Raw genomic sequence first — 20,025 nt, 5'->3', positions numbered from 1 at the left:
ACCCGCGAAAGCACTGTGTTGCGGGAGGGCTGAACGCCCATATTTAAATCTGCACTAAAAGCGGAAGAGATTTGTGTCGGGCTTCGGCTCTTCCTGCACCAATGGCAGGTCAATCCTGCCGTCGCGTGCTTCGATGTCCACCAGCCAATAGTCCGGATCCATTCGCGCTTCGCTCGCCAGCCGCGCGTCTATCGTTTCCCTGTCCGCCCGTTCGAAGACACTTTCGAACAAGCGCCCCTGTGGCAGACTGCTGAACATGGCTTGCGGCGCCGGGCCATAGAAGTCGAAGCTACCGTCAAGACGGTCCACACAGATAAAGACCGCACCCGCTTCTGGAGCCCCTTTCCTGGAAACAGCTGCAAAGCCGCCCTCGCCGAATACGCGTCGGACCAGTGCACTGACGAAAAACTCAGATGTAACCCGCATGCTGACCGCCTCTGCCGAACCCGCCGGCACTCCCGAAGATGGAGAAGGAGGCCCTGCTCTACGACAGTTGCGCTCACGCGGCAACTCGCCGTCCGGCAATCTAGCCGGACAGCGACCGGCCACTGACCATTTCCAGGCGCTCAATGACCTTGGTGCCGGGTTCGCCCGTCAACGGCAGGCCCCTGTCAAATTCAAACCGCCTGATGGCAGCGGTGGTGTTGGCTCCCATCACGCCGTCCGCCTTCAGTGGACCGTAGCCGAGTTCGGACAATGCCTGTTGGATCTTCATCAACTTCGGGTCGGACTCTACACCGGCATCGCCACTGTCGTTGGCACCGGCATCAAGAACTTCAGCGCTGTCTTGTCTTGTCGTGCCCGAGAACCCGGGCTTCGGACGGGGCACGGGACCATTCACGGACGTTACGGGGCTTTCTCCCTGCATCAGCACAAGAGCAAGCAGCGCTTCCGTTGCCTCTCCGGTCTCGATCTGTCCGGCGTGACGTTCAAAACCACGGATGGCACGCTCGGTCGCCGGGCCGTTCAGTCCGTCCAGAGGGCCTTCGTACAGGCCGATCTTGCGCAGGGAAATCTGCAGGTCGAGCACAAGGGTGGAGATCTCCTGCACCTGAAGCCCGGGACTTCTGCCATCCGGTTCCGGCAGCTGCATGGTATCCGGTCGATCTCGTGTCGTGAACAGCGGCGCCGGATGCCGGCCAGGCTGCAGGCCGACCGCATTGGCCACGATCAGGCATGCCGTCAGCCCCATCACCACTGTACCACCCGCTGCGACAGGATTGTCGAGCGCCATATGACCGGCCTTCGCCATCAGGGATTCCGACGACTTTGCTTGCTGCGCCTTGGTCTGCTTTGTCGTTTTCTTTGCTCTTGCCATTGCGCCTATGCCGATTTTGCCAATTGCTCGACACGGAGTACCTCGCCGGTCCGCCCGGCGCTCTGCTGCGCTTGCGTCCGAAGCGGCAGGGTCACAGTCACGCTTTCCCCCTGTCCCAGAATGGTCTGAACAGTCAGGCTGCCGCCCATGCGCTCCAGAAGGGCCCTTGAAACGCCCAGCACGGTTGCCGCGGCCTCGGCGCTCCAGCAAAGGCTGGACTGGCGGTTCTTCACCGAAAACACATAGTCGGTGTAGCCTGTACCGAGATCGACACCAACGCTCACCACGGCGCCAGCCTCGGAAGTTTCCACCATATCCACCAGCAGGAAACACAGTGCCTGCCGCAGCAATTTTCTGTCGGCAGCAACCAGCGGACTGTCCTGGCCGGGCTCCATTTCCAGAGCAACACCGCGACGCTCGGCCACCCTTGCGACCATGTCAATGCATTGAACGAGACAGGTTTCCACATCAACGCCGGTAATCTCCGGTTCGCCGGGAGACCTGTCAGTCGGAACCAGTTCCAGAGCCGCTGTGAGCGAGGCCAGGCCCCGTTCGCCGTTTTGGCGCAGGGACTGTACCGCCAACTTGAGCACAGGATCAGAGGTATCACGCCCAAGGCGCTCAAGCCGTTCGGATTGCGCCAGAATGTCCGACAGCGCCTGCGAAGCTTCAACGCCCGCCGTTTCAAGCATGTCCCGCGAAATTCGGTCCGCGCGTGCGCTTCCGTCTGTGGCGGATCCCGTGGTCTTGCCTGCAGACGGCTCGATGGGTTCAAGAGGACGAAGCGTCAGCAGAAGTGCCGCACCGTTTGCAGAAGCCAGACTGTTCTGCCGGCTGGCCCGCAGCTGCACTTCCAGACGCCGGTAGTCGGCCTGCCCTGCTTCACCCGGACGATTTGCGCCAACCCTCAAACGTGCCTCGAAGGTTCTTGTGGCGCCACTCAAACGGGCTTCGGAAAGACAGGTCAGATAAAGCGGCCGGTCTGCAACGTGAAGGCGCGGAAACAGCCAGTCCTCCCCGCTTTCCACCGGCAGGTGCCCAAGCACATCCTTCACCGGGCCGCCAATGACCTTGAGGCCACTGTCAGGCCCGAGTTCACAATAGATGTCGGAGACACTCTGACTGATCTGGAGGCGTCTTTCCTCCGTTGCCCTCACAACTTTTTGCGCAAGAGACCGGTCAAGCGCGATGCGGAGCGACAGCAAACCGACATAAAGCAGAGCCGCCAGGGTCGCAAACGGCGTCGCCAGCCCTGGAAATCCGGAAGCCGGAAGGACAGGCAGCGGAACAAACATCAGGGCAAGGACCAGGGCACCGCAAAGCCCCGTCACGGCGAGTGCCGTCCGCCGGCTTGCTGCGAGCGCAGCCTCCATCGGCGGCACCAGCAACCAAGCCAGCGCAAAGGACAGCGCACCGCCGGTAACCGCGCAGACGCCGGCAACAAACACCGCGAACAGGGAAGCAGAAAGACCGGCAGCCTTGGACAGCGCCCCTGACTGGGACAGATAAAGTGCCAGAGGCCATTGGCTCAGCATCCAGGCGAGCGCGAGAAGAGTGGCTGCCTGAGGCGGTCCGGCCAGCGCCAGATGCAGTGGCAGTACCACCAGAGCCGCAGCGCCGCTGACGAAACAGCTGAGCAGAAACGAACGATGCAACGGTGCAAGAAAAGGATCGGAAGCAGCTTCGGGATGAATCATTCCATCCACGCGAGCCACCCAATGCCCCCAGATATTTTGCATGTTTTTCAGAAGGTTACGCAATCTACTCTACCACACAACAATCGCGGAAACATCCGCTCGCACCTTTTGTACGGCCATTGTCGGTTGCAGCACTTAAGGAACGATAAAGGATGAATCCAAATTGCGTTTTTTTCCGAAAAACCCATTGGCCTCAATATCTTGACCGGAATTAGCTAAAATTTGAATCAATATTTCAGAAAATACGATTTAAATACCTGATTTATTTTATGAAAATTGGCTTTTCCCGCTCAACCGGGGATTCTCATGTCGCTGGTAATGTGCCCTCATAACAAGCGTGCCAACGGCACAAAGGCACGCAAGACAGAACAGACTATGGGTAGCGATATGTTCTTTCTCTTGAGGACGGCCTTTTGGCTCACCTTGGTGCTCGTCCTGATTCCCCTCGGGTCAGATCAGGAAGACACTTCGACGGAAAACATCGATCCGGTGTCGGCCTTCCTGGCGGCACAGGCAACGATGTCGGACATCGGCGGCTTTTGCGGACGTAATCCGCAGGCCTGCGAAACGGGAGGCGACGCACTGACGGCAATCGGCAGCCGCGCACGCGACGGCGCTCGGATTGTCTATGAGTTTCTCGACACGCAGATTGCCGAGAAATCGGGAAGCGAACAGCTGGTAACCGGCTCGACGCCCGTACAGACTGCTGGCACGACGTCCGCCCAGCCTTCAGGCCAGGAACCTCAGGTTTTCGCCGGCACACCATCCTGGCAGCCGGTCTTTGATAACGTCTCTTCCAAAGAGGCAGTGCTTGGGCCGGTGCCACGGCCCAAACCACGCTCAGGCCAAAAGACCTGAGCACACTGGTCGTTCAAGATCCTACGACCTCCTGGATCTGAAAACGGCCGATTGCGCCCCCGCTGGAGCGCTGCTGCACGGCAGCAACGCAAAGACGGCTTCACTTCAGCGGATTGTTCCGCTGCGCCGCAGATGGAAAGCTGCCCATTTCATCTGCGGCGTATCTTTATTCTCCCCCCTCTCGCGCACCTGTCGGCATTTGCACTTTGCCGCTCACGAGTTATATGAAGGCGGACAAGACCTTCAAAGACCGGTGCCATGACCACAACCTTGAGCGAAATCCTTGAGACGTTTGATTTTCTCGACGACTGGGAAGATCGCTACAAATACCTCATCGACCTTGGCAAGGAGATGCCTGATCTTGCCGACGCCGAAAAGACCGATGCCAACAAGGTGCGCGGTTGTGTGTCGCAGGTCTGGCTGATCACCTCCATCGACAAGACGGGCGACGGCACACCTGTGCTCAGTTTCCGGGGCGACAGCGATGCGCTTATCGTGCAAGGGCTCGTAGCCATCGTCACCTCTTTGTTCAGTGGCAAGACCGCGCAGGACATTCTTGACACCGATGTCGAAGGTATTTTTGCCAAACTGGGTCTGCAGGAGCACCTGACGCCACAGCGCTCCAACGGTCTCAAATCGATGGTCGGACGGATCCGCAGCGACGCGCAAGGAGCTCTGGCAGCAGCCTGAGAACCCTTCAGTTTGATCACTCTGCTCTTTCGGCAAGTGCTTCAGTTGCGCTCACACCCAGCGTCATCCGCAATTAACTGAAGATCTCCATCACAAAACAAAAAAAGAGCTGCCCATGGGCAGCTCTTTTGTACTTCGACCTGGGCCGAAGGATTTACTTGGAGCGCTTGCGCTGCTGGCCGAGGCCCATCTTCTTGGCCAGTTCCGAACGGGCAGCCGCATAGTTCGGTGCAACCATCGGGTAATCGGCACCCAGATCCCACTTCTCGCGGTACTCTTCCGGGGTCATGTTGTAGTGCGTGCGCAGGTGGCGCTTCAGCGACTTGAACTTCTTGCCGTCTTCCAGGCAGATGATGTAGTCCGGCATGACCGACTTCTTCACCGGCACAGCGGGCTTCAGCGGCTCCGGCTCCGGCTCGGTGGAAGTGCTGGCAGTTCTCTGCAGCGCGCCGTAAACTTCGTTGATCAGGCCTGGCAGATCTGTTGACGCAACGGTGTTGTTGCTCACATAGGCTGAGACGATGTCTGCCGTAAGATCAATCAGATTCGCATCCACCGGACTGTCAGTCATATTTCACCCGTTCTCTACTGATTTCAAAATTAGCTTTGTGGTTTACCTGCAAAAAATGTCTGCCGAAAGCGGAACTAGAAATTCAGTTACTTGCGGGCCCAGAAATCAAAAACGATTCTACTTTGCAGGCAATCGTCACAGCCTTATATCGCCGCTTTCGTTGAACGACAACCCCGTAATTCAAATAAAAATCGATCAGAAGCAATAAAAATCAAATTGTACAAATATTGGCTTTACCTAACGCACCTATTTCGACAATGAACCGATAGTATTGTCAGGAAATCTGTCTTTCAGGACCATTGCCACACACCATGCCTCAGCTTTTCGGCCGGACAGTTTTTGCAAGGGCATCTTCCTTGGTATCGGCACAGGGACGGTAGCCGGCTGCGTATGCAGCTTTTGCCAACAAATGAGCCGAAATTGGGGCGGTGAGCAGGAAGAATACGACTCCGGCGATTGCCCGTGTGACAACGGCCAGATCGCCAGCATGAACTGCCAGCGCAAGCAACATCACGCCCGACCCCAGAGTACCCGCCTTGGAGGCCGCATGCATTCGCATGTAAACATCTTTCAGACGAATGATGCCGATCGATGCGACCAGTGCGAAGGAAGCACCGACGACCAGCATGATACCGGTGATGATTTCAACGGCAGCATTCATTGTCCCGCCTCCCTGCGCTTAATGCTCTCTTCGACTTCGTCCATGATCGTCTTGTCGCCGGCAAGGCCGCGGTTCAGGACGAAGCGTGCGAAAGCGACGGTTGCCAGGAAGCCGACGAGGCCGAGCGTAATCGCAATGTCGATGTAAAGATAAAAGCCGGTGGAAACGCCGATGGCCGCGATAAAGCCGATCCCCACCGCGACCAACATGTCCAGGGCGACAACACGGTCCGGAAGGCTCGGTCCCTTGACCGTCCGTACGACGATGATGATGAAGGAAATCGTCAGCAGAGCCAGCGCGATCTTGACACTGATTTCCAGGAAACCGGAAGAAAAGGTCTCAAACGGTGTCATCTGAACACCTCCAGGATCTTGCGTTCAAAACCGTTCTTGATGTCGTCGATCGTGGCTTGCGGGTCAGGCACGTCGATACAGTGCACATAAAGCGTCTTCCGGTCGTCGGAGACATCAACGGACAATGTGCCCGGCGTCAGGGTGATCAGATTGGCCAGCATCGTGATTTCGAAGTCCCTGTCCACTGTCAGCGGAAACGCGATGATGCCCGGCTGCAACTTGATCTTCGGCTTGAGCACGATGATCGCAACCCGCCAGGCCGACAGCACCAGTTCATAGACGAAGAGCACAGCCAGACCGAAGCCCTTGGAGACCCGCTGGAAATAGGCGGCAGTACCGACCTGTTCCCGGATCAGGTAAAGCGCGCCGAAACTGAGCACGAAACCGAAGGCCAGATTGACTTCAGAGAAGCTGCCCGTGACAGCTCCCCAAGCCAGCATCAGAAGAATGTTGATGAGAAAGAGACTGGTCATCCCTGGCCCCCAAAGACTGAACGCAGGTAGCCGAGCGGTTCAACAATGCCGCTTGCCCCTCGCGTTGAAAGCTCCAGCATCCATTCCGGCTGCAGGCCGAAATAGACAACAAGCGCAGTCAGAATGCCGAGTGGCAACCAGACTGCGGCTCCAGAAAGTTGCGCGCCGCCCTCGCCCGTCACGGCAACTGCCTGCCCGTCAGTAGTGCCTTCAGGTCCACCACGCCAGAAGGCGAAGATCCAGACTCGGCCCATCGCCATGGTTGTCAGGAACCCGCTGACAAGAATGGCAGCACCCAACCAGGTCCGGCCGTCTGCGAAGGCCGCATCCACAAGAATGACCTTGGGCCAGAAACCGGAGAATGGTGGCAGACCCGAAACGGCAAAACCAAGTACCAGGAACACGGCTGCGAACACCGCACTCTTTTGATAGAGCCCACCCAGCTGCCTCAGGTCGTAGGAACCGCCCATCATGTTCATGATGCCCGCTGCCATATAAAGTGCCGTCATGACGATGATCGAATGGACCGCGTAGAAAATGGCACCCGAGACTGCCAGCGTCGAACCAACGGCAACACCGGCGAGCATCGACCCGATACCGGCAATGACCACATAGCCGAGCAGCCGCCGCACTTCACTCTGCGCCAGAGCTCCGATCGCCCCTGTCAGCAGGGTGGCGATGGCAACCAGCGCGATCACATCGGCCATATAGCCGCGGGAGGCCGGCAGGATCAGAACAAAGATGCGGATCAGCGCATAAACGCCAACCTTGGTCAGAAGGCCTGCAAATACCGCCGACACCACCACGTTGGGCGTGTGGTAGGACGCAGGCAACCAGAAATTGACCGGGAACGCGGCCGCTTTCATGGCAAAGGCGAGGAAATAGAGCGCGGCAACCGTTGCCAGCGTGCCGGAAGCCGGATTTTCCAGGGCGGCAACCTTCATGGCGAGGTCCGCCATGTTGAGCGTGCCGAAAATTCCGTAAAGCAGACCTGTCGCGATCAGGAAAAGGTTCGTGCCGATCAGGTTCAGGACACCGTATTTGACCGCGCCGTCAAGCTGGATCCTGTCGTTGCCGAGGACCAGAAGTCCGTAGGACGAAATCAGCAGAACTTCGAACCAGACATAGAGGTTGAAGACATCCCCGGTCAGGAACGCGCCGCAAACACCTGTCATCAGCAGTAGCAGGAATGGATAAAACCCGTATCTGCGTCCTGTGCTGTCAACGGTGGCTGCGCCGAAAACACCCGCACAGAAGGCTACGATTGAGCCGATCAGTGACAGCGTGACACCAAGCGTATCCACTGTGAAGGCAATGCCGAACGGCGGCAGCCAGCTGCCCATCACCATGGTAATGACACCATGATCGAGCACCCGGATCAGCAGGGCAAGGTTGGCCAGCACCAGCAGTGCCAGGAAACCTATGCCGACTTTCGGCTGCAGATCGGTGTTCTTGCGCAGCATCAGGCACAGCGCACCGCCCAGGATTGTGATCAGCGAAGGCGCGACCACCAGCCAGTCACCCGCCGCAACGGGCGTAGTGACCATGGCCTGGGAAAGATCGACGGAAACGGAAGAACCGGCCATGTAGCTTAGTACCCTTGCGGCGGAGTTTGGTCGTGTTCGGGTTCGGCGATGCGCATTTCGTTGACTTCATCAGTGCCAAGTTCCTGGTAGGCCCGGAAGGCCAGCACCAGCAGAAACGCAAAGAACGAAAAGGAAATGACGATAGCCGTCAGCACCAGTGCCTGCGGCAACGGATTGGCCGTCGCGGTTTCCGGAGCATAGAGATGTTCCGGAATGAGCGGCGGAACCTCGCGCGTCAGGCGCCCGTTGGTAAAGATGAGCATGTTCACGGCATTGCCCAGAATGGCGATACCCAGAAGAATGCGCACAAGCTGCTTGGACAGCATCAGGTAGACGGCCACGGTGAAGAACAGGCCAATCAGGATGACAACGCCGGTTTCCATCAGTCGGCCTCCCTTTCTTCAAGCGCCAGTGCAATGGAGCCGATGGCACCCACCACCACCAGGTAAACGCCAATGTCGAAGAACAACGGCGTCGACAAGGCGATCTCCACGCCGAAAACATGTACCTCCAGCCATTGGCTGGTCATGAAGGCCTGCGCCTTGAATATCGACGGGATGCCTGCCACAGCCGCCAGGAACAGTCCGAAACCGGATACCCCCATCGGGTGGAATACGATGGCGCGGCGAACGGAAGCAACACCGCAGGCGATACCAAAAATCGCCAACGCCGATGCGGCAATCAGGCCGCCGATAAATCCACCACCCGGCTCGTTATGGCCGCGCAGCAGCACAAAGATCGAAAACAGGACCATCAGCGCGGACAGATAGGGCGCAATGGTGCGGAAGATGATCGTACGCATCAGTGAGCCTCCCCAGTCTGGGCCGGTGTGGGCGGTGCGACCGTCTTCGGTTTCTCGATCGGTTTTTCAGGCTTCGTCCGCACCCGGATGAGCGCCAGAACACAAAGCCCGGCCAGAACCACCACGGCGATTTCACCCAGCGTATCAAAGCCGCGGAAGTCGACGATGATCACGTTGACGATATTCCGGCCATGGGCAATGGAGCGGCTGAACTGGGCGAAGAAGTCGGACAAACGGCTGTCGAAGGGCTGCTGCGTGATTGCAAGCAGCGTCAGCGTCAGGCCGAGACCGACACCGATCGCAACGATCCCGGTGACAATCGCGGCAAGACCATGCCGGTGGTCACTGGGCGACAGGTTCAGTCTGGTCATGACCAGAGCAAGGATGACGACCGACAACGTCTCCACCATGAACTGGGTGAAGGAGAGATCCGGCGCGCCGAACATCATGAAGATCAAGGCAACCGCAAAGCCCTGGATGCCGAGAGACACGATGGCTGTCAGGCGGGTGTTGGCGACAAGTACGGCGATCAACCCGAAGAAGGCGATCAGCAGGATGCCCCATTCATAGAAGCGATAGTCGGGCATCTTCGGCATTGCCGGCAGGCTGTCCGTCAGGAAGCCCGGCAACAACACGGCAGCGCCCGTGAAGATGAAGGTCAGCATCATGTAGGTCTGCATCTTGCCGGACTGCAGCAGGCGCGTGATCCGCCAGGACAATCCGACAATACCGGCCACGAACTGGTCGAACCCCTTGTCCGGTCCCCAACCGATCGTTGTCAGGACAGAGCCGATCAGCCCGCGCAGGCGGTCGATCTGAGTGAACAGAGCAATCCCGAGACCGATGGTGACCAGCGACAGCAGCAGCGGTGCGTTGATCGACGTCGGCAACAGATGAAGTTCGATTTGCGTCGTCTTGCCGAGAAGTGAAGACAGGGTCGGCCCGATGAACAGTTCACCAGTTGTATGCGCAATTAGGGCCAGCCCGAGGCCGGTCACAGACAGGAACACCGGACCGGCGAACAGCAGAACAGGTCCCTCGTGCGCATGTTTCGGCGTTTCCACTTTCGGACCAAGGAAGGGCTTGATGGCAACCGCGGCTGCAATCACCAGCATCAAGGCATTGCCGATGACAGCAGTGATGGTGATGGGCAGACCGAGTTCCAGCCAGCCCCAGGTGCCGTAATAAAGTACTTCCTTGGCAATGAAGCCAATGAAAGGCGGCAGGCCGGCCATGGAAAGCGCCGCAAGACAGGCAGCTGCAAACGTGATCGGCATCGCCGAACGCAAGCCGCCCAGCTTCGTGATGTCACGCGTACCGGCTTCGTGATCGATCGTGCCGGCAACCATGAAGAGCGCGCCCTTGAACAGGGAGTGCGCGAGAAGATAGAGGACAGCGCCTTCGAGCGCCTTTTCCTGGCTGGTCCCGGTCAACATAACAAGAAGCCCGAGCGATGCCACGGTCGTGTAGGCAAGCATCAGCTTCAGATCGGTCTGGCGCACCGCCAGGATCGTGCCCACCAGCAGTGTTATGCCACCGAACAGCGGCAGGACCGTTGTCCAGAGTTCTGTCCCCCCCAGCAGCGGATGCATGCGCATCAAAAGATAGACGCCGGCCTTCACCATGGTTGCCGAATGCAGATAGGCGGAAACAGGTGTCGGCGCTTCCATGGCGTTGGGAAGCCAGAAATGGAACGGAAACTGCGCCGACTTGGTGAAGGCGCCGCCCAGGACCAGGAAGAAGATCGGCACGTAGAGCGTGGTATCCTTGATGATGTCCGGCGAGGCCAGCAGCACCGACATCTCGATTTCGCCCGTGGCGGAGATAATCAGGATGAAACCGGCCAGCAGGGCCAGACCGCCGCCGCCCGTGACCACGAGCGCCTGCAGCGCGGCCCGGCGGGACGCGGCGCGCAGGTGATCGAAGCCGATCAGCAGGAAGGACGTGATCGACGTCAGTTCCCAGAAGATAAAAAGGGAAATCAGGTTGTTGCCGAGCACGAGGCCGAGCATCGACCCCATGAACATCAACAGGAACGAGAAGAACCGGCCCTGTTGCGGGTGGCCTTTGAGATAGCCGCCGGCATACAGGATAATGAAGGTTCCGATGCCTGAAATCAGCAAGGCGAACAACGTCGACAATCCATCGACATAGACGGAAAAGTTCACACCATAGCTGGGCGCCCAGGGCTTTGCCGCAACGAAGCTTTCCCCTTTTGACACGGGTTCGACGAACCCTGTGAAATGCAGAAAGATCAAAGCCGGCACGATAGCAAGCAGCCAGGCCGCATTGTGCTTGAACCAGCGGGTCAGAAAAGGCGCAACCACAGCCGCAGCAAAGGGCGCGAGGACGGCATAGAGAGTGGTGTCGTCGATCAAGGCTGGCGTCATGCTGATCTTTCGTCACGGTTTTTAAAGAAACGACGGAAACGGGCCTGCTCGAATCAGCCCCGATCCGCCGGATAATAACGGTCCCGATGGGTTATGACATGTCTTAGGCAGTTGAATTTACGTGTTCAAGCGTATGTCTGTCGATTTTCGGTAAATTCACCCGCGTCACATGAGCGCTTTTGTCAGGGGCAGGACTGACAAGTGGGGATCTCACAGATTTATTCTGTGCTGAAAACGTATCACGGCCGAAACTTGAGGTATCGGCGCCCGCAATACACCCGACAACATTCACACTCGGGTCAAACCACCTCCGTCTGCATCCAAGAAAGGCAGCTTGCCACTTGATTTCAAAGCGTGAATACCGTTCAGTTTCAATTCGGGAATGCGTTGCCACGGAATTCGAGCGAGGCACAGAAGATGGTGTTGGGTAGCAATAGGGATACGCCTTCGGGAACGGATCTGCTCCGCCCGTCCAACATCGACTTTGAAACGCTCGTCAAACTTGGCAATGAAGCCATTGTTCTGATCGGTCTGGACGGCACGCCCGCTTTCATCTCTCCCGCAACCGAGCGCATGTTCGGATGGAGTGCGGACAAACTGGTCGATCACCTGAGCGACCTGGTCTATCTGGCCAGCCCGAACACCGATGCAGATCTTCTGCACCGGATCCTTTCCGGCAGCGGTGATGCCAACGCCCCCCTTCCCCATGCCGATCTTCAGCTCCGTTCCGCCTTCGGCCCTATGGTCTGGGCGGAGGTGACCACGCATCTTCTGGAAGATGCCGCCGGCAAGCCTTACGCATTCGCGGTCTATTTCCGCAGCATTTCCAAACGCAAGGAGCTGGAAAGCCTGCTGGATGCGGCAACCCAGACGGATCCGCTCACCGGACTTCTCAACCGCCGTGCCTTCGAGGATGGCCTGAAACGGGAATGGGCAATCGCCTTGCGTGAAAAGACCCACACCAGTCTGATCAAGGTGTCTCTCGACCGTTTCGAAGCTCTGGTGGAGCGGTTCGGACTGAGCGCTGCCGAGGATTGCCTGACCAGGGTAGCCGATACCCTGAAGGAAACCGCGCGGCGTCCGGCAGATATCGTCGCACGAACGGCAACGGCGGAATTTTCTCTCCTCCTTCCAAGAACTCACGAAATGGGCGCCGAGACGATCAGCGCGTATCTGCACGTGGCCATTCAGGACCTTGGCATTCCCAACCCGGAAAATACCGCCGGCAATGGCGTCATGACGGCCTCCGTCGGTGCGGCTTGCGCGGTCGTGGAACAGACGGGGGTCTCGGAAAGCTCGGAATTTCTCCTCGCCGCTGCCGAAAACTGCGTTTTTCAGGCGAGACAGGAAGGCGGTAACCGGGTGAAGACGTCCTTAAGCCACCTGGCTCGCTAGCCCCGGACCTTTCACGGCGACAATCAAGAGCACCTTCCAATCCACGAACGGATGAAGCACGGCCTGGCTCCGCAGGTGACGATTGACGAAACCGTTATCTGCTCCGGCTTGCAGCAACCTGTGCACGCCCCTATTTCTGGGAAAAACATCAAATAAGGAATGCCGAATGAGCGACGAAACCACCCGCCACGAAAAAGCATCTCCCCCCATCAGGAAGACCACCGCCGAATGGATGGAGCAGCTTACACCCGAGCAGTTCTATGTGACCCGCCAATCCGGCACCGAGCGCCCTTTCACCGGTCCCTACTGGGACAACAAGCTCATCGGCCGTTACGATTGCGTGTGCTGCGAAACGCCGCTGTTCATGTCGGATACAAAATTCGATTCCGGCTGCGGTTGGCCCAGCTTTTTCGAGGCAGTCGACCCGAATGCGATCCGGGAACTTGAAGACCAGTCCCATGGCATGATCCGAACCGAAATCCGTTGCAGCAGTTGCGACGCGCATTTGGGTCACGTCTTCCCGGACGGGCCACCACCGACAGGCTTGCGCTATTGCCTCAATGGCCATGCAATGAATTTCGTTCACGGCGGCCGGCCGCCCGCCAAGTCAGAATAGACCGTTCATCTGCCCGCCTCGGCTACAGCTTCGGGGCGGGCAGATCTAATGCATGCATTAAAAAGCCCGTTTCAAGAACAGTTTCCAGTTTTAGATTTCAGTTACACACCCCTGATAATAATAGCATCACAAACTTCAAGAACATCGGGGTGGGACTTGTCTGTACTACGGAGTTTTGCTTGCACCTGCGTGCGCGCACTGGTTTTCGGCCTCGGCTTGGGACTTGCCGGCCAACCGGTCCTGTCTTCACCAGCTGCCGCAGAAGAGCTGGTCGCATTCACCGGATATTTGCCCCCTCTCTCCATCAATGAGCAGGAGAAGGGCATTGCAGTCGAGCTCATGGAGCTCGTTGCAGAAGAGGCCGGCCTGGATATCAAGATCCGCTTCGCCCCCTGGAGGCGCGCGCAGCTACTGGCTGAAAACACGCCCGGTTCACTTCTCTTCACTGCTGCCTATTCCAGGAACCGCAGTGAGAAATTCCAGTACATCGCACCCCTGCTTTATACGGAAAGCGCATTCGTAACGCTCGACCAGCCGTTGGATACCTTTGAAAAGGCTATTGAGAGCGGCAAGGTCATCGGGGTGCATCTCGGCAGCCAGCGCAGCCAGATCCTCCAGCGGTTCGGTGTTCGCAACGTTGAGGAAATACCATCAGCCGAACAGATGAGCGTCATGCTCAAGACCGGCAGGATCGATGCCTGGTACACCATGTCTGTTCGGGCCAGCTACATGTTCCGCCAGCAGGGATACGACCCGGGAAGTCTCGTCATCGGCGCTCCGGTTACCCACGGCATCCAGTGGCTGGCGGCCAACAAGGATCTCGACCCGCAGATCAGAGGCCGACTGTCGGCTGCCGTCTCCAGGGTGTGGCGCGATCCGAGATACTGGCAGATCGTCGACCGTTATACCCACTGACGGTTCATCTCCCGATCAAGGGCCGGAAAAACGCCTCAAATCCTTATTCCGCTGCCACGGCCTCCTCGTGGCCGGATTTGGCGGACAGGATCCTGGCGATATTGACCTCGATCCAGTCAGCGAATTCTCGCACTTTCTCTGCAGCCTCCCGGCCGATCGGGGACAGGCTGTAATCGACATGCGGTGGCACCACCGGGTGGGAATACCGGTTGACGAACCCGTCGGCCTCCAAAGTCTGCAGCGTTTGCGCCAGCATCTTTTCACTGACGCCGCCCACGGTGCGGCGAAGTTCTGAAAACCGCTGATCTTTTTCCAGAAGCGCAATCAGCACCAACACGCCCCAACGGCTCGTGAGATGCCGCAGGATTTCGCGTGATGGACAGTTCTGGTTGAGCAGTTCCCCCTGCTGCATCAATTCGGACAAGGGCGCGCCGCTGTTCAGCACGCACTTGGGGGTTATTTCTGCCGTGTCGCTCATCCTGTTTTCCAGTTTTTTGTCCGAGATCCGATAAATCTCAAAACTAACCTTTTTGTACGTACTAACAAAAAGTAAGTGATCCGTCTACATGGGCAGCATCCGATGCATTTTCGAACGATCAACCTTCAAGGAGAAACACAATGATCGCAGTCACGGGTGCCAATGGTCAGCTGGGCCGTCTCGTCCTCAAACATCTTGCCGGCCTCACCGCCGAGCCAGTTCGCGCGCTTGTCCGCTCACCGGAAAAAGCCGGCGATCTTGCCACGGACCAGGTTTCGGTGGTGAAGGCTGACTACGATGATAGCGCCACCCTGCCGGCTGCGTTGGAAGGTGTTGAGCGTCTTCTGCTGATCTCCGGATCGGAGGTCGGCAAGCGCGCGCCGCAACACAAGGCCGTCATCGATGCAGCCAAGGCAGCCGGCGTCCGTTTCATCGTCTACACCAGCCTTCTCAACGTTCCGCAGTCCAGCCTCCAGCTGGGTGTGGAACATGCCGAAACGGAACGGATGCTGCGCGAAAGCGGCATTGCCCATGCCGTGCTGCGCAACGGCTGGTACATCGAGAATTTCGGCGGCACTGTAGCGGCTGCCCTTGCCCATGGTGCCGTTGCGGGCGCAAGCGGTGACGGCAAGTTTTCCGCCGCTGGACGCGAAGATTACGCAGAAGCCGCAGCCCGCACCGTTGCCGGCAGCGACCTGAGCACGCGAGCACTGGAACTTGGCGGATCACCTGCGTTCAGTCTTGCCGACCTGGCAGCAGAGCTCTCCAGCCAGTCCGGCCGTGAGATACCGTTCAACAACCTGCCAGAAGCAACCTATGCCGGCATCCTGGTCCAGGCAGGTTTGCCGGAAGGCTTTGCAAATGTCCTCGCTGATTCCGACAGAGGCGCGTCTCAAGGCGAGCTCTTCACGACTTCCACGGCCCTGGAGGACCTGATCGGTCATCCGACCCGGTCGTTGAGTGATTTCATCTCCGAAAGCCTGAAAGCGAACGCCTGACGTCCGCTAAACGTCTGCTCTTGCACGAAGGCGGCCCTTTCGCCTTCGTGCAATCATTTGAATTTGTGGTCGGTTGGTTCAAGGATATTTGTTGGTTCCCCATCGGCGAACCTGTTAGGCAGATGGTTCTGCACTTTCCCGGTACCCGATCATGTCCCTTGCCAACGCATCCGATCCATACGTCCAGGACGGGCCTTACGCCTGGTTCCGGTTGGCGATTTCGATTTTGCTGAGCACCCTTGGTGGTGCCGGCATGTGGGCGGTTGTCATCGTTCTGCCCGCCGTCCAGACGGATTTCGGGATCGATCGTGCCGGAGCGTCCCTGCCCTACACCGCGACGATGTTCGGGTTTGCCGCGGGCAACTACCTGCTTGGCCGCGTCGTCGACCGTTACGGCATTGTCATACCCGTCATCGGCTCTGCTTTTTCGCTTGGCGCAGGGTTCGTCCTGGCCGCCTTTGCGCCGGATGTCTGGAGCTTCTCTCTGACGCAGGGCCTACTGATCGGTCTGGGCACCGCGGCCACATTCGGCCCGCTGATCGCCGACATCTCACACTGGTTCCTGAAACGGCGCGGTTTTGCGGTCGCCTGCGCCGCCTGCGGAAACTATCTTGCCGGTGTGCTCTGGCCATCGCTGATCCAGTGGAGCCTTGCGACCTCCGACTGGCGCCAGACCTATATCCTCATCGGCGTCATCTGCCTTGTCGCCATGGTGCCGCTGGCCCTTTTGCTGCGCCGGCCTCCTCCGGACACATCCCTGAGCACCGGTGCGGCCACGGCCCGTTTCGGTCGCCAGGACACCAGCCTGCCGCCTGCCGTCCTGCAGGCTCTTCTCGTGGTCGCGGGTCTTGCATGCTGCGTCGCCATGTCGATGCCACAGGTTCACATCGTCGCCTATTGCGTCGATCTGGGTTATGGCGTTGCCCCCGGAGCGGACATGATCGCACTGATGACCGGTGCCGGTGTCATCAGCCGGCTGGCATCCGGATATATTGCCGACAAGATCGGCGGTGTCATGACCCTGCTGATCGGTTCCGTGCTGCAATGCGCCGCGCTGTTCCTGTTCATTCCCTTCAACGGCCTGGCTTCACTCTACCTCGTGTCCCTCATCTTCGGCTTGTCGCAGGGCGGCATCGTGCCGAGCTATGCCGTGATCGTGCGAGAATACCTGCCGGCCCGCGAAGCTGGACAGCGTGTCGGCCTGGTGATCATGGCGACAATTCTCGGCATGGCCCTCGGGGGCTGGCTGTCCGGCTGGATCTATGACCTCACAGGCTCCTACCAGGCCGCGTTCCTGAACGGTATCGCCTGGAACTTCCTCAACATGGCAGTGATGATCTTCATCTTCATGCGCGGCAAGATGAGGCCGACGGGCGCAGCGGCTTAAGACTGTGGTTTCGATCAACGGCCAGAGGACGCCAGTTACTTCAGAACGCTGAAGTTGCTGGTGATCAACCAGATCTGCGACAGCAGGACAACGCTGACGAGACCGATGTGATAAGCGGACTTGCGGATCCTCGTCGCGGCCAGCACCAGCACGATCATCACGATCTGACGCACCAGATACGCGGTTCCAAGATCGTTGAAGTAATCGATCCCCTTCAGACGCGAGTCCACGATGTCGAGCACGAACATCAGGGCAAGCAAGCCGTAGATCCAGGTCTGCCTGGCGTGAAAATAATCCTTGTAGCTGGCGTATTCGCCCATCTTGTCCGGATAAAGCACGGCGGTAATAAAAAAGTAGAGTGCGGCAAAGGCGATGACGAACAGATAGCTTTCGAACGTCCAGACCTGAATGCGGCCAAGTGCGAATTCGAACCACCAGAAGTGAACGACGGACAAAAGCATGAACAACGACCACCCAAGGTGCACGCTGTAGATCTCTTCGCGTTGGGGATGCTGAACATACCGCGCGAGGCCATTGAGCAGCCGCGCAACACCCAGCCCGATCACCATGCCGATGATGATCCGGATGTGTGTGAATTCCGCAAGATTGGTGGGAAGTTTGTCCATGTGGGTCCGTTTTGGTCTCGATAAAGCAACACTATACGAATGCTGCCTGATGGAAACCGTCGAGATCTACCACAACGAACCTTGAGCCTCGCTCTGACCAGCGACCGTTCAACCAGGCCCGGTTGAACGGCCGGCAGCGGACCATGCGAGGTTCTAGTGTGCCTGACCCGTGCGGGAGCGCAGGAGGAGCACGAAGAAAATGCCGCCAATCAGCCCGGTGACAATGCCGATTGGCATATCCTCGGGGGACAGGAGCGTTCGTGCGATGATATCCGCCCAGATCAGGAAGATTGCGCCAAGCATCATTGATGCCGGCAGAACCCGGCTATAATTGCCCCCTACCAGAAAGCGGGCAATATGCGGCACCATCAGCCCGACAAAGCCGATGATGCCTGAAAAGGCGACCATCACACCGGTGATCAGAGCTCCCAGCACAAACACCGTGAGACGGAAACGGGCCACCGGAATGCCGAGCGTCGACGCTGTTTCATCGCCGATGGTCATCGCATTGAGATCGGCAGACCGCAGCAGAAAATACGGCGCCACCAGCAGCAGAATGCCAAGCGGAAACGGCAGTTGAGCCCATTGGGCAAGACCGAGACCACCCAGCATCCAGAAGACAACCGTATGCGTTGCCCTCGGATCGCCCAGGAAAATCAGGATATTGGCGATCGCCATGATGATGAAGGACACGGCCACACCGGCCAGCACCAGCCGGTCGGCACTGGTTGCAGATGCAAACCGTGTCACCCCGAGTACAAGAAAAGTTGCCGCCAATGCCCCGGCGAATGCCATCAGTGGAACGGTCATCAATCCCAGAAACAGGCCTGTATGCAACAGGGCAAGAATGGCGCCAGCCGCTGCACCGGACGAAATGCCGAGCAGATGCGGATCGGCCAGTGGATTGCGCGTGACGGATTGCAGGGCTGCGCCAACAACGGCCAGACCTGCACCGACAAACCCGGCCAGCAGCGCCCGCGGAAACCGGATCTCCCAGACGATAGCCTCCCGGCCCTTGGACCAGTCAATCGCGAACAGATCCGGCATCACACCGTTGGCCAGGATCTTGAAGACAGTGCCGCCCGGGATCGCCACCGCACCCGCACCGATGGCGGCTACAATGGAAATAGCCAGCACCAGCACACCGGCCAGAAGCAATATCCCATTCCCCCGCAACCGGCGCAGGCCAGCGCTTTTGTCCGTGAGCACGCTCATGCGGGCCCATCGTTTCTGCCTGCAACGGCAGTTCGAAGCATCTTCTGCAAGGCTCACTCTCCCCAGAACGCTTCGGTGAGCTTTCCGATGGCCTTGAGGTTCCGCGGCCCCGGGGTTGCCTCGACATAGTCCAGGACGACAAACCGGTCGTTCTTGACGGCTGCAATATTGGCCAGGGCGGGATTGTGTTTCATGAAGTCGCGTTTCTGGTCAGCCGTCACTTCGCCGTAGTTGACGATCACAACCATGTCCGGGTCTTTTTCCACCACGGTTTCCCAGTCGACGGTCGCCCAGCTCTTTTCAAAATCGTCCATCACGTTGACGCCGCCGGCTGCCTCGATAAGCGCTGTCGGCATGGCATACCGTCCGGCAGTGAAGGGCTTGTCCTCACCGCTGTCGTAGACAAAGACCCGCAGCGGCTCTTCACCAGCAGGCACCGTTGCCGCGATCCGGTCCAGCTCCAGCTTGTAGGCCGCAACAAGATCGTGGGCTGTATCTTCGACACCGAAGATCTTTCCGAGGTTGAGGAGGTCGTTATAGAGATCCTGCAGAGACGCCTTCGGCTTGTCGCCGATATGAATACAGGATTCGGTCAGCTCGTAGACCTTGATGCCGAACGGCTCCAGCGTTTCAGGCGTCACTTCACCGCCCACCTTCATGCCGTAATTCCAGCCGGCGAAGAAGAAATCGGCGTCGGCCCCGATCAGCACTTCCTTGCTCGGATATTTCGACGCGAGTTCGGGAAGTTCGGCAACGCCCTCACGCATCTCCGCGTCCAGCGTCTTCCAGCCTGAAATGCCGGTATATCCAACCATGCGGTCGCGCAGGCCAAGTACCAGCATCATCTCGGTCAGGTTGACGTCATTCGAAACAGCTGCTTTGGGCGGCGTGTCGAAGGTCACCGTGCGGTTGCAGCTTTCCACACTCGTCTGCGCAAATGCCGGAACAGACAGAAAGGTGAGCGCGAGGCCCAGGGCAAATTTTTTCATTTTAAGT

General features: G+C 58.4%; 22 protein-coding genes. 7 read left to right on the top strand and 15 right to left on the bottom strand.

The features are described from left to right. Nucleotides 1-54 precede the first annotated feature (54 nt). The 3 genes from HEP89_RS19110 to HEP89_RS19100 all read right to left on the bottom strand — a co-directional run bounded on the left by HEP89_RS19110 (nucleotide 55) and on the right by HEP89_RS19100 (nucleotide 3,024). Nucleotides 55-426, bottom strand: coding sequence for a DUF1491 family protein (locus HEP89_RS19110; protein WP_168692798.1), 372 nt, complete (start codon nucleotides 424-426; stop codon nucleotides 55-57). Between the two features lie 100 nt (nucleotides 427-526). Further along, nucleotides 527-1,252, bottom strand: coding sequence for a peptidoglycan-binding domain-containing protein (locus HEP89_RS19105; RefSeq protein ID WP_209014774.1), 726 nt, complete (start codon nucleotides 1,250-1,252; stop codon nucleotides 527-529). 71 nt (nucleotides 1,253-1,323) lie between these two features. Further along, nucleotides 1,324-3,024 carry a HAMP domain-containing histidine kinase gene (locus tag HEP89_RS19100; RefSeq protein ID WP_168692796.1) on the bottom strand — a complete coding sequence of 567 codons (1,701 nt, stop codon included), beginning with the start codon at nucleotides 3,022-3,024 and terminating at the stop codon, nucleotides 1,324-1,326. Nucleotides 3,025-3,321: 297 nt separating this feature from the next. On the opposite strand from HEP89_RS19100, the gene HEP89_RS19095 reads away from it, so the two are divergent. Beyond that, nucleotides 3,322-3,873 (top strand): DUF5330 domain-containing protein, encoded by a 552-nt coding sequence (locus HEP89_RS19095; protein ID WP_077292617.1) that lies wholly within the window; start codon nucleotides 3,322-3,324, stop codon nucleotides 3,871-3,873. Nucleotides 3,874-4,131: 258 nt separating this feature from the next. Then, nucleotides 4,132-4,563 (top strand): SufE family protein, encoded by a 432-nt coding sequence (locus HEP89_RS19090; protein WP_023001012.1) that lies wholly within the window; start codon nucleotides 4,132-4,134, stop codon nucleotides 4,561-4,563. A 154-nt stretch (nucleotides 4,564-4,717) separates the two neighbouring features. On the opposite strand, the gene HEP89_RS19085 is transcribed toward HEP89_RS19090, so the two are convergent. From HEP89_RS19085 to HEP89_RS19050, 8 genes are all read right to left on the bottom strand, one after another. Next, complete coding sequence (locus HEP89_RS19085; protein ID WP_006939826.1) at nucleotides 4,718-5,134, bottom strand: MucR family transcriptional regulator; 417 nt, start codon at nucleotides 5,132-5,134, stop codon at nucleotides 4,718-4,720. A 316-nt stretch (nucleotides 5,135-5,450) separates the two neighbouring features. Then, nucleotides 5,451-5,795 carry a monovalent cation/H(+) antiporter subunit G gene (gene mnhG, locus HEP89_RS19080; RefSeq protein WP_023001011.1) on the bottom strand — a complete coding sequence of 115 codons (345 nt, stop codon included), beginning with the start codon at nucleotides 5,793-5,795 and terminating at the stop codon, nucleotides 5,451-5,453. Next, on the bottom strand, nucleotides 5,792-6,148 hold the full coding sequence (locus HEP89_RS19075; RefSeq protein ID WP_023001010.1) for a cation:proton antiporter: 357 nt from the start codon (nucleotides 6,146-6,148) through the stop codon (nucleotides 5,792-5,794). Before HEP89_RS19075 ends, mnhG begins: the two co-directional genes overlap by 4 nt. Beyond that, nucleotides 6,145-6,621, bottom strand: a complete 477-nt coding sequence (locus HEP89_RS19070; protein WP_023001009.1) for a Na+/H+ antiporter subunit E — start codon at nucleotides 6,619-6,621, stop codon at nucleotides 6,145-6,147. Before HEP89_RS19070 ends, HEP89_RS19075 begins: the two co-directional genes overlap by 4 nt. Next, the gene (locus HEP89_RS19065; RefSeq protein ID WP_023001008.1) at nucleotides 6,618-8,207 is read right to left on the bottom strand and encodes a Na+/H+ antiporter subunit D; all 1,590 of its coding nucleotides are present in this window, start codon (nucleotides 8,205-8,207) and stop codon (nucleotides 6,618-6,620) included. The genes HEP89_RS19070 and HEP89_RS19065 overlap by 4 nt, the downstream gene beginning before the upstream one ends. A gap of 5 nt (nucleotides 8,208-8,212) precedes the next feature. Further along, complete coding sequence (locus HEP89_RS19060; RefSeq protein ID WP_023001007.1) at nucleotides 8,213-8,590, bottom strand: Na+/H+ antiporter subunit C; 378 nt, start codon at nucleotides 8,588-8,590, stop codon at nucleotides 8,213-8,215. After that, on the bottom strand, nucleotides 8,590-9,009 hold the full coding sequence (locus HEP89_RS19055) for a Na(+)/H(+) antiporter subunit B (RefSeq protein ID WP_023001006.1): 420 nt from the start codon (nucleotides 9,007-9,009) through the stop codon (nucleotides 8,590-8,592). Before HEP89_RS19055 ends, HEP89_RS19060 begins: the two co-directional genes overlap by 1 nt. Further along, nucleotides 9,009-11,399: a putative monovalent cation/H+ antiporter subunit A gene (locus HEP89_RS19050; protein ID WP_168692795.1), complete on the bottom strand. Its 2,391-nt coding sequence runs from the start codon at nucleotides 11,397-11,399 to the stop codon at nucleotides 9,009-9,011. The genes HEP89_RS19055 and HEP89_RS19050 overlap by 1 nt, the downstream gene beginning before the upstream one ends. Before the next feature lie 417 nt (nucleotides 11,400-11,816). On the opposite strand from HEP89_RS19050, the gene HEP89_RS19045 reads away from it, so the two are divergent. From HEP89_RS19045 to HEP89_RS19035, 3 genes are all read left to right on the top strand, one after another. Next, on the top strand, nucleotides 11,817-12,794 hold the full coding sequence (locus tag HEP89_RS19045) for a diguanylate cyclase (RefSeq protein WP_168692794.1): 978 nt from the start codon (nucleotides 11,817-11,819) through the stop codon (nucleotides 12,792-12,794). Nucleotides 12,795-12,960: 166 nt separating this feature from the next. Further along, nucleotides 12,961-13,410 (top strand): peptide-methionine (R)-S-oxide reductase MsrB, encoded by a 450-nt coding sequence (msrB, locus tag HEP89_RS19040; RefSeq protein WP_023001003.1) that lies wholly within the window; start codon nucleotides 12,961-12,963, stop codon nucleotides 13,408-13,410. Between the two features lie 156 nt (nucleotides 13,411-13,566). Then, on the top strand, nucleotides 13,567-14,325 hold the full coding sequence (locus HEP89_RS19035) for a transporter substrate-binding domain-containing protein (RefSeq protein ID WP_208984195.1): 759 nt from the start codon (nucleotides 13,567-13,569) through the stop codon (nucleotides 14,323-14,325). Nucleotides 14,326-14,368: 43 nt separating this feature from the next. Here the strand turns inward: HEP89_RS19035 and HEP89_RS19030 are convergent, their stop codons facing one another. After that, the gene (locus HEP89_RS19030; RefSeq protein ID WP_023001001.1) at nucleotides 14,369-14,803 is read right to left on the bottom strand and encodes a helix-turn-helix domain-containing protein; all 435 of its coding nucleotides are present in this window, start codon (nucleotides 14,801-14,803) and stop codon (nucleotides 14,369-14,371) included. 140 nt (nucleotides 14,804-14,943) lie between these two features. Between HEP89_RS19030 and HEP89_RS19025 the strand changes: the two genes are divergently transcribed. Together HEP89_RS19025 and HEP89_RS19020 are read left to right on the top strand one after the other, a co-directional pair. Further along, nucleotides 14,944-15,801, top strand: a complete 858-nt coding sequence (locus HEP89_RS19025) for an SDR family oxidoreductase (RefSeq protein WP_023001000.1) — start codon at nucleotides 14,944-14,946, stop codon at nucleotides 15,799-15,801. Nucleotides 15,802-15,952: 151 nt separating this feature from the next. Further along, nucleotides 15,953-17,188, top strand: a complete 1,236-nt coding sequence (locus HEP89_RS19020; RefSeq protein WP_168692793.1) for an MFS transporter — start codon at nucleotides 15,953-15,955, stop codon at nucleotides 17,186-17,188. A 35-nt stretch (nucleotides 17,189-17,223) separates the two neighbouring features. On the opposite strand, the gene HEP89_RS19015 is transcribed toward HEP89_RS19020, so the two are convergent. The 3 genes from HEP89_RS19015 to HEP89_RS19005 all read right to left on the bottom strand — a co-directional run bounded on the left by HEP89_RS19015 (nucleotide 17,224) and on the right by HEP89_RS19005 (nucleotide 20,018). Continuing rightward, a complete protein-coding gene (locus tag HEP89_RS19015; RefSeq protein ID WP_023000998.1) occupies nucleotides 17,224-17,814 on the bottom strand; it encodes a hypothetical protein in 591 nt (196 codons plus the stop codon). Between the two features lie 153 nt (nucleotides 17,815-17,967). Then, a complete protein-coding gene (locus HEP89_RS19010) occupies nucleotides 17,968-19,029 on the bottom strand; it encodes an iron ABC transporter permease (protein WP_168692792.1) in 1,062 nt (353 codons plus the stop codon). A gap of 53 nt (nucleotides 19,030-19,082) precedes the next feature. Then, entirely contained in the window at nucleotides 19,083-20,018 is a 936-nt protein-coding gene (locus tag HEP89_RS19005) for an ABC transporter substrate-binding protein (protein WP_168692791.1), read from the bottom strand. Nucleotides 20,019-20,025 lie beyond the last annotated feature (7 nt).

Origin of the sequence: Labrenzia sp. 5N (assembly GCF_012395805.1) — a bacterium.
Taxonomy (GTDB): Bacteria; Pseudomonadota; Alphaproteobacteria; order Rhizobiales; family Stappiaceae; genus Roseibium; species Roseibium algicola.
This window is presented reverse-complemented; position numbering and strand designations above follow the sequence as displayed.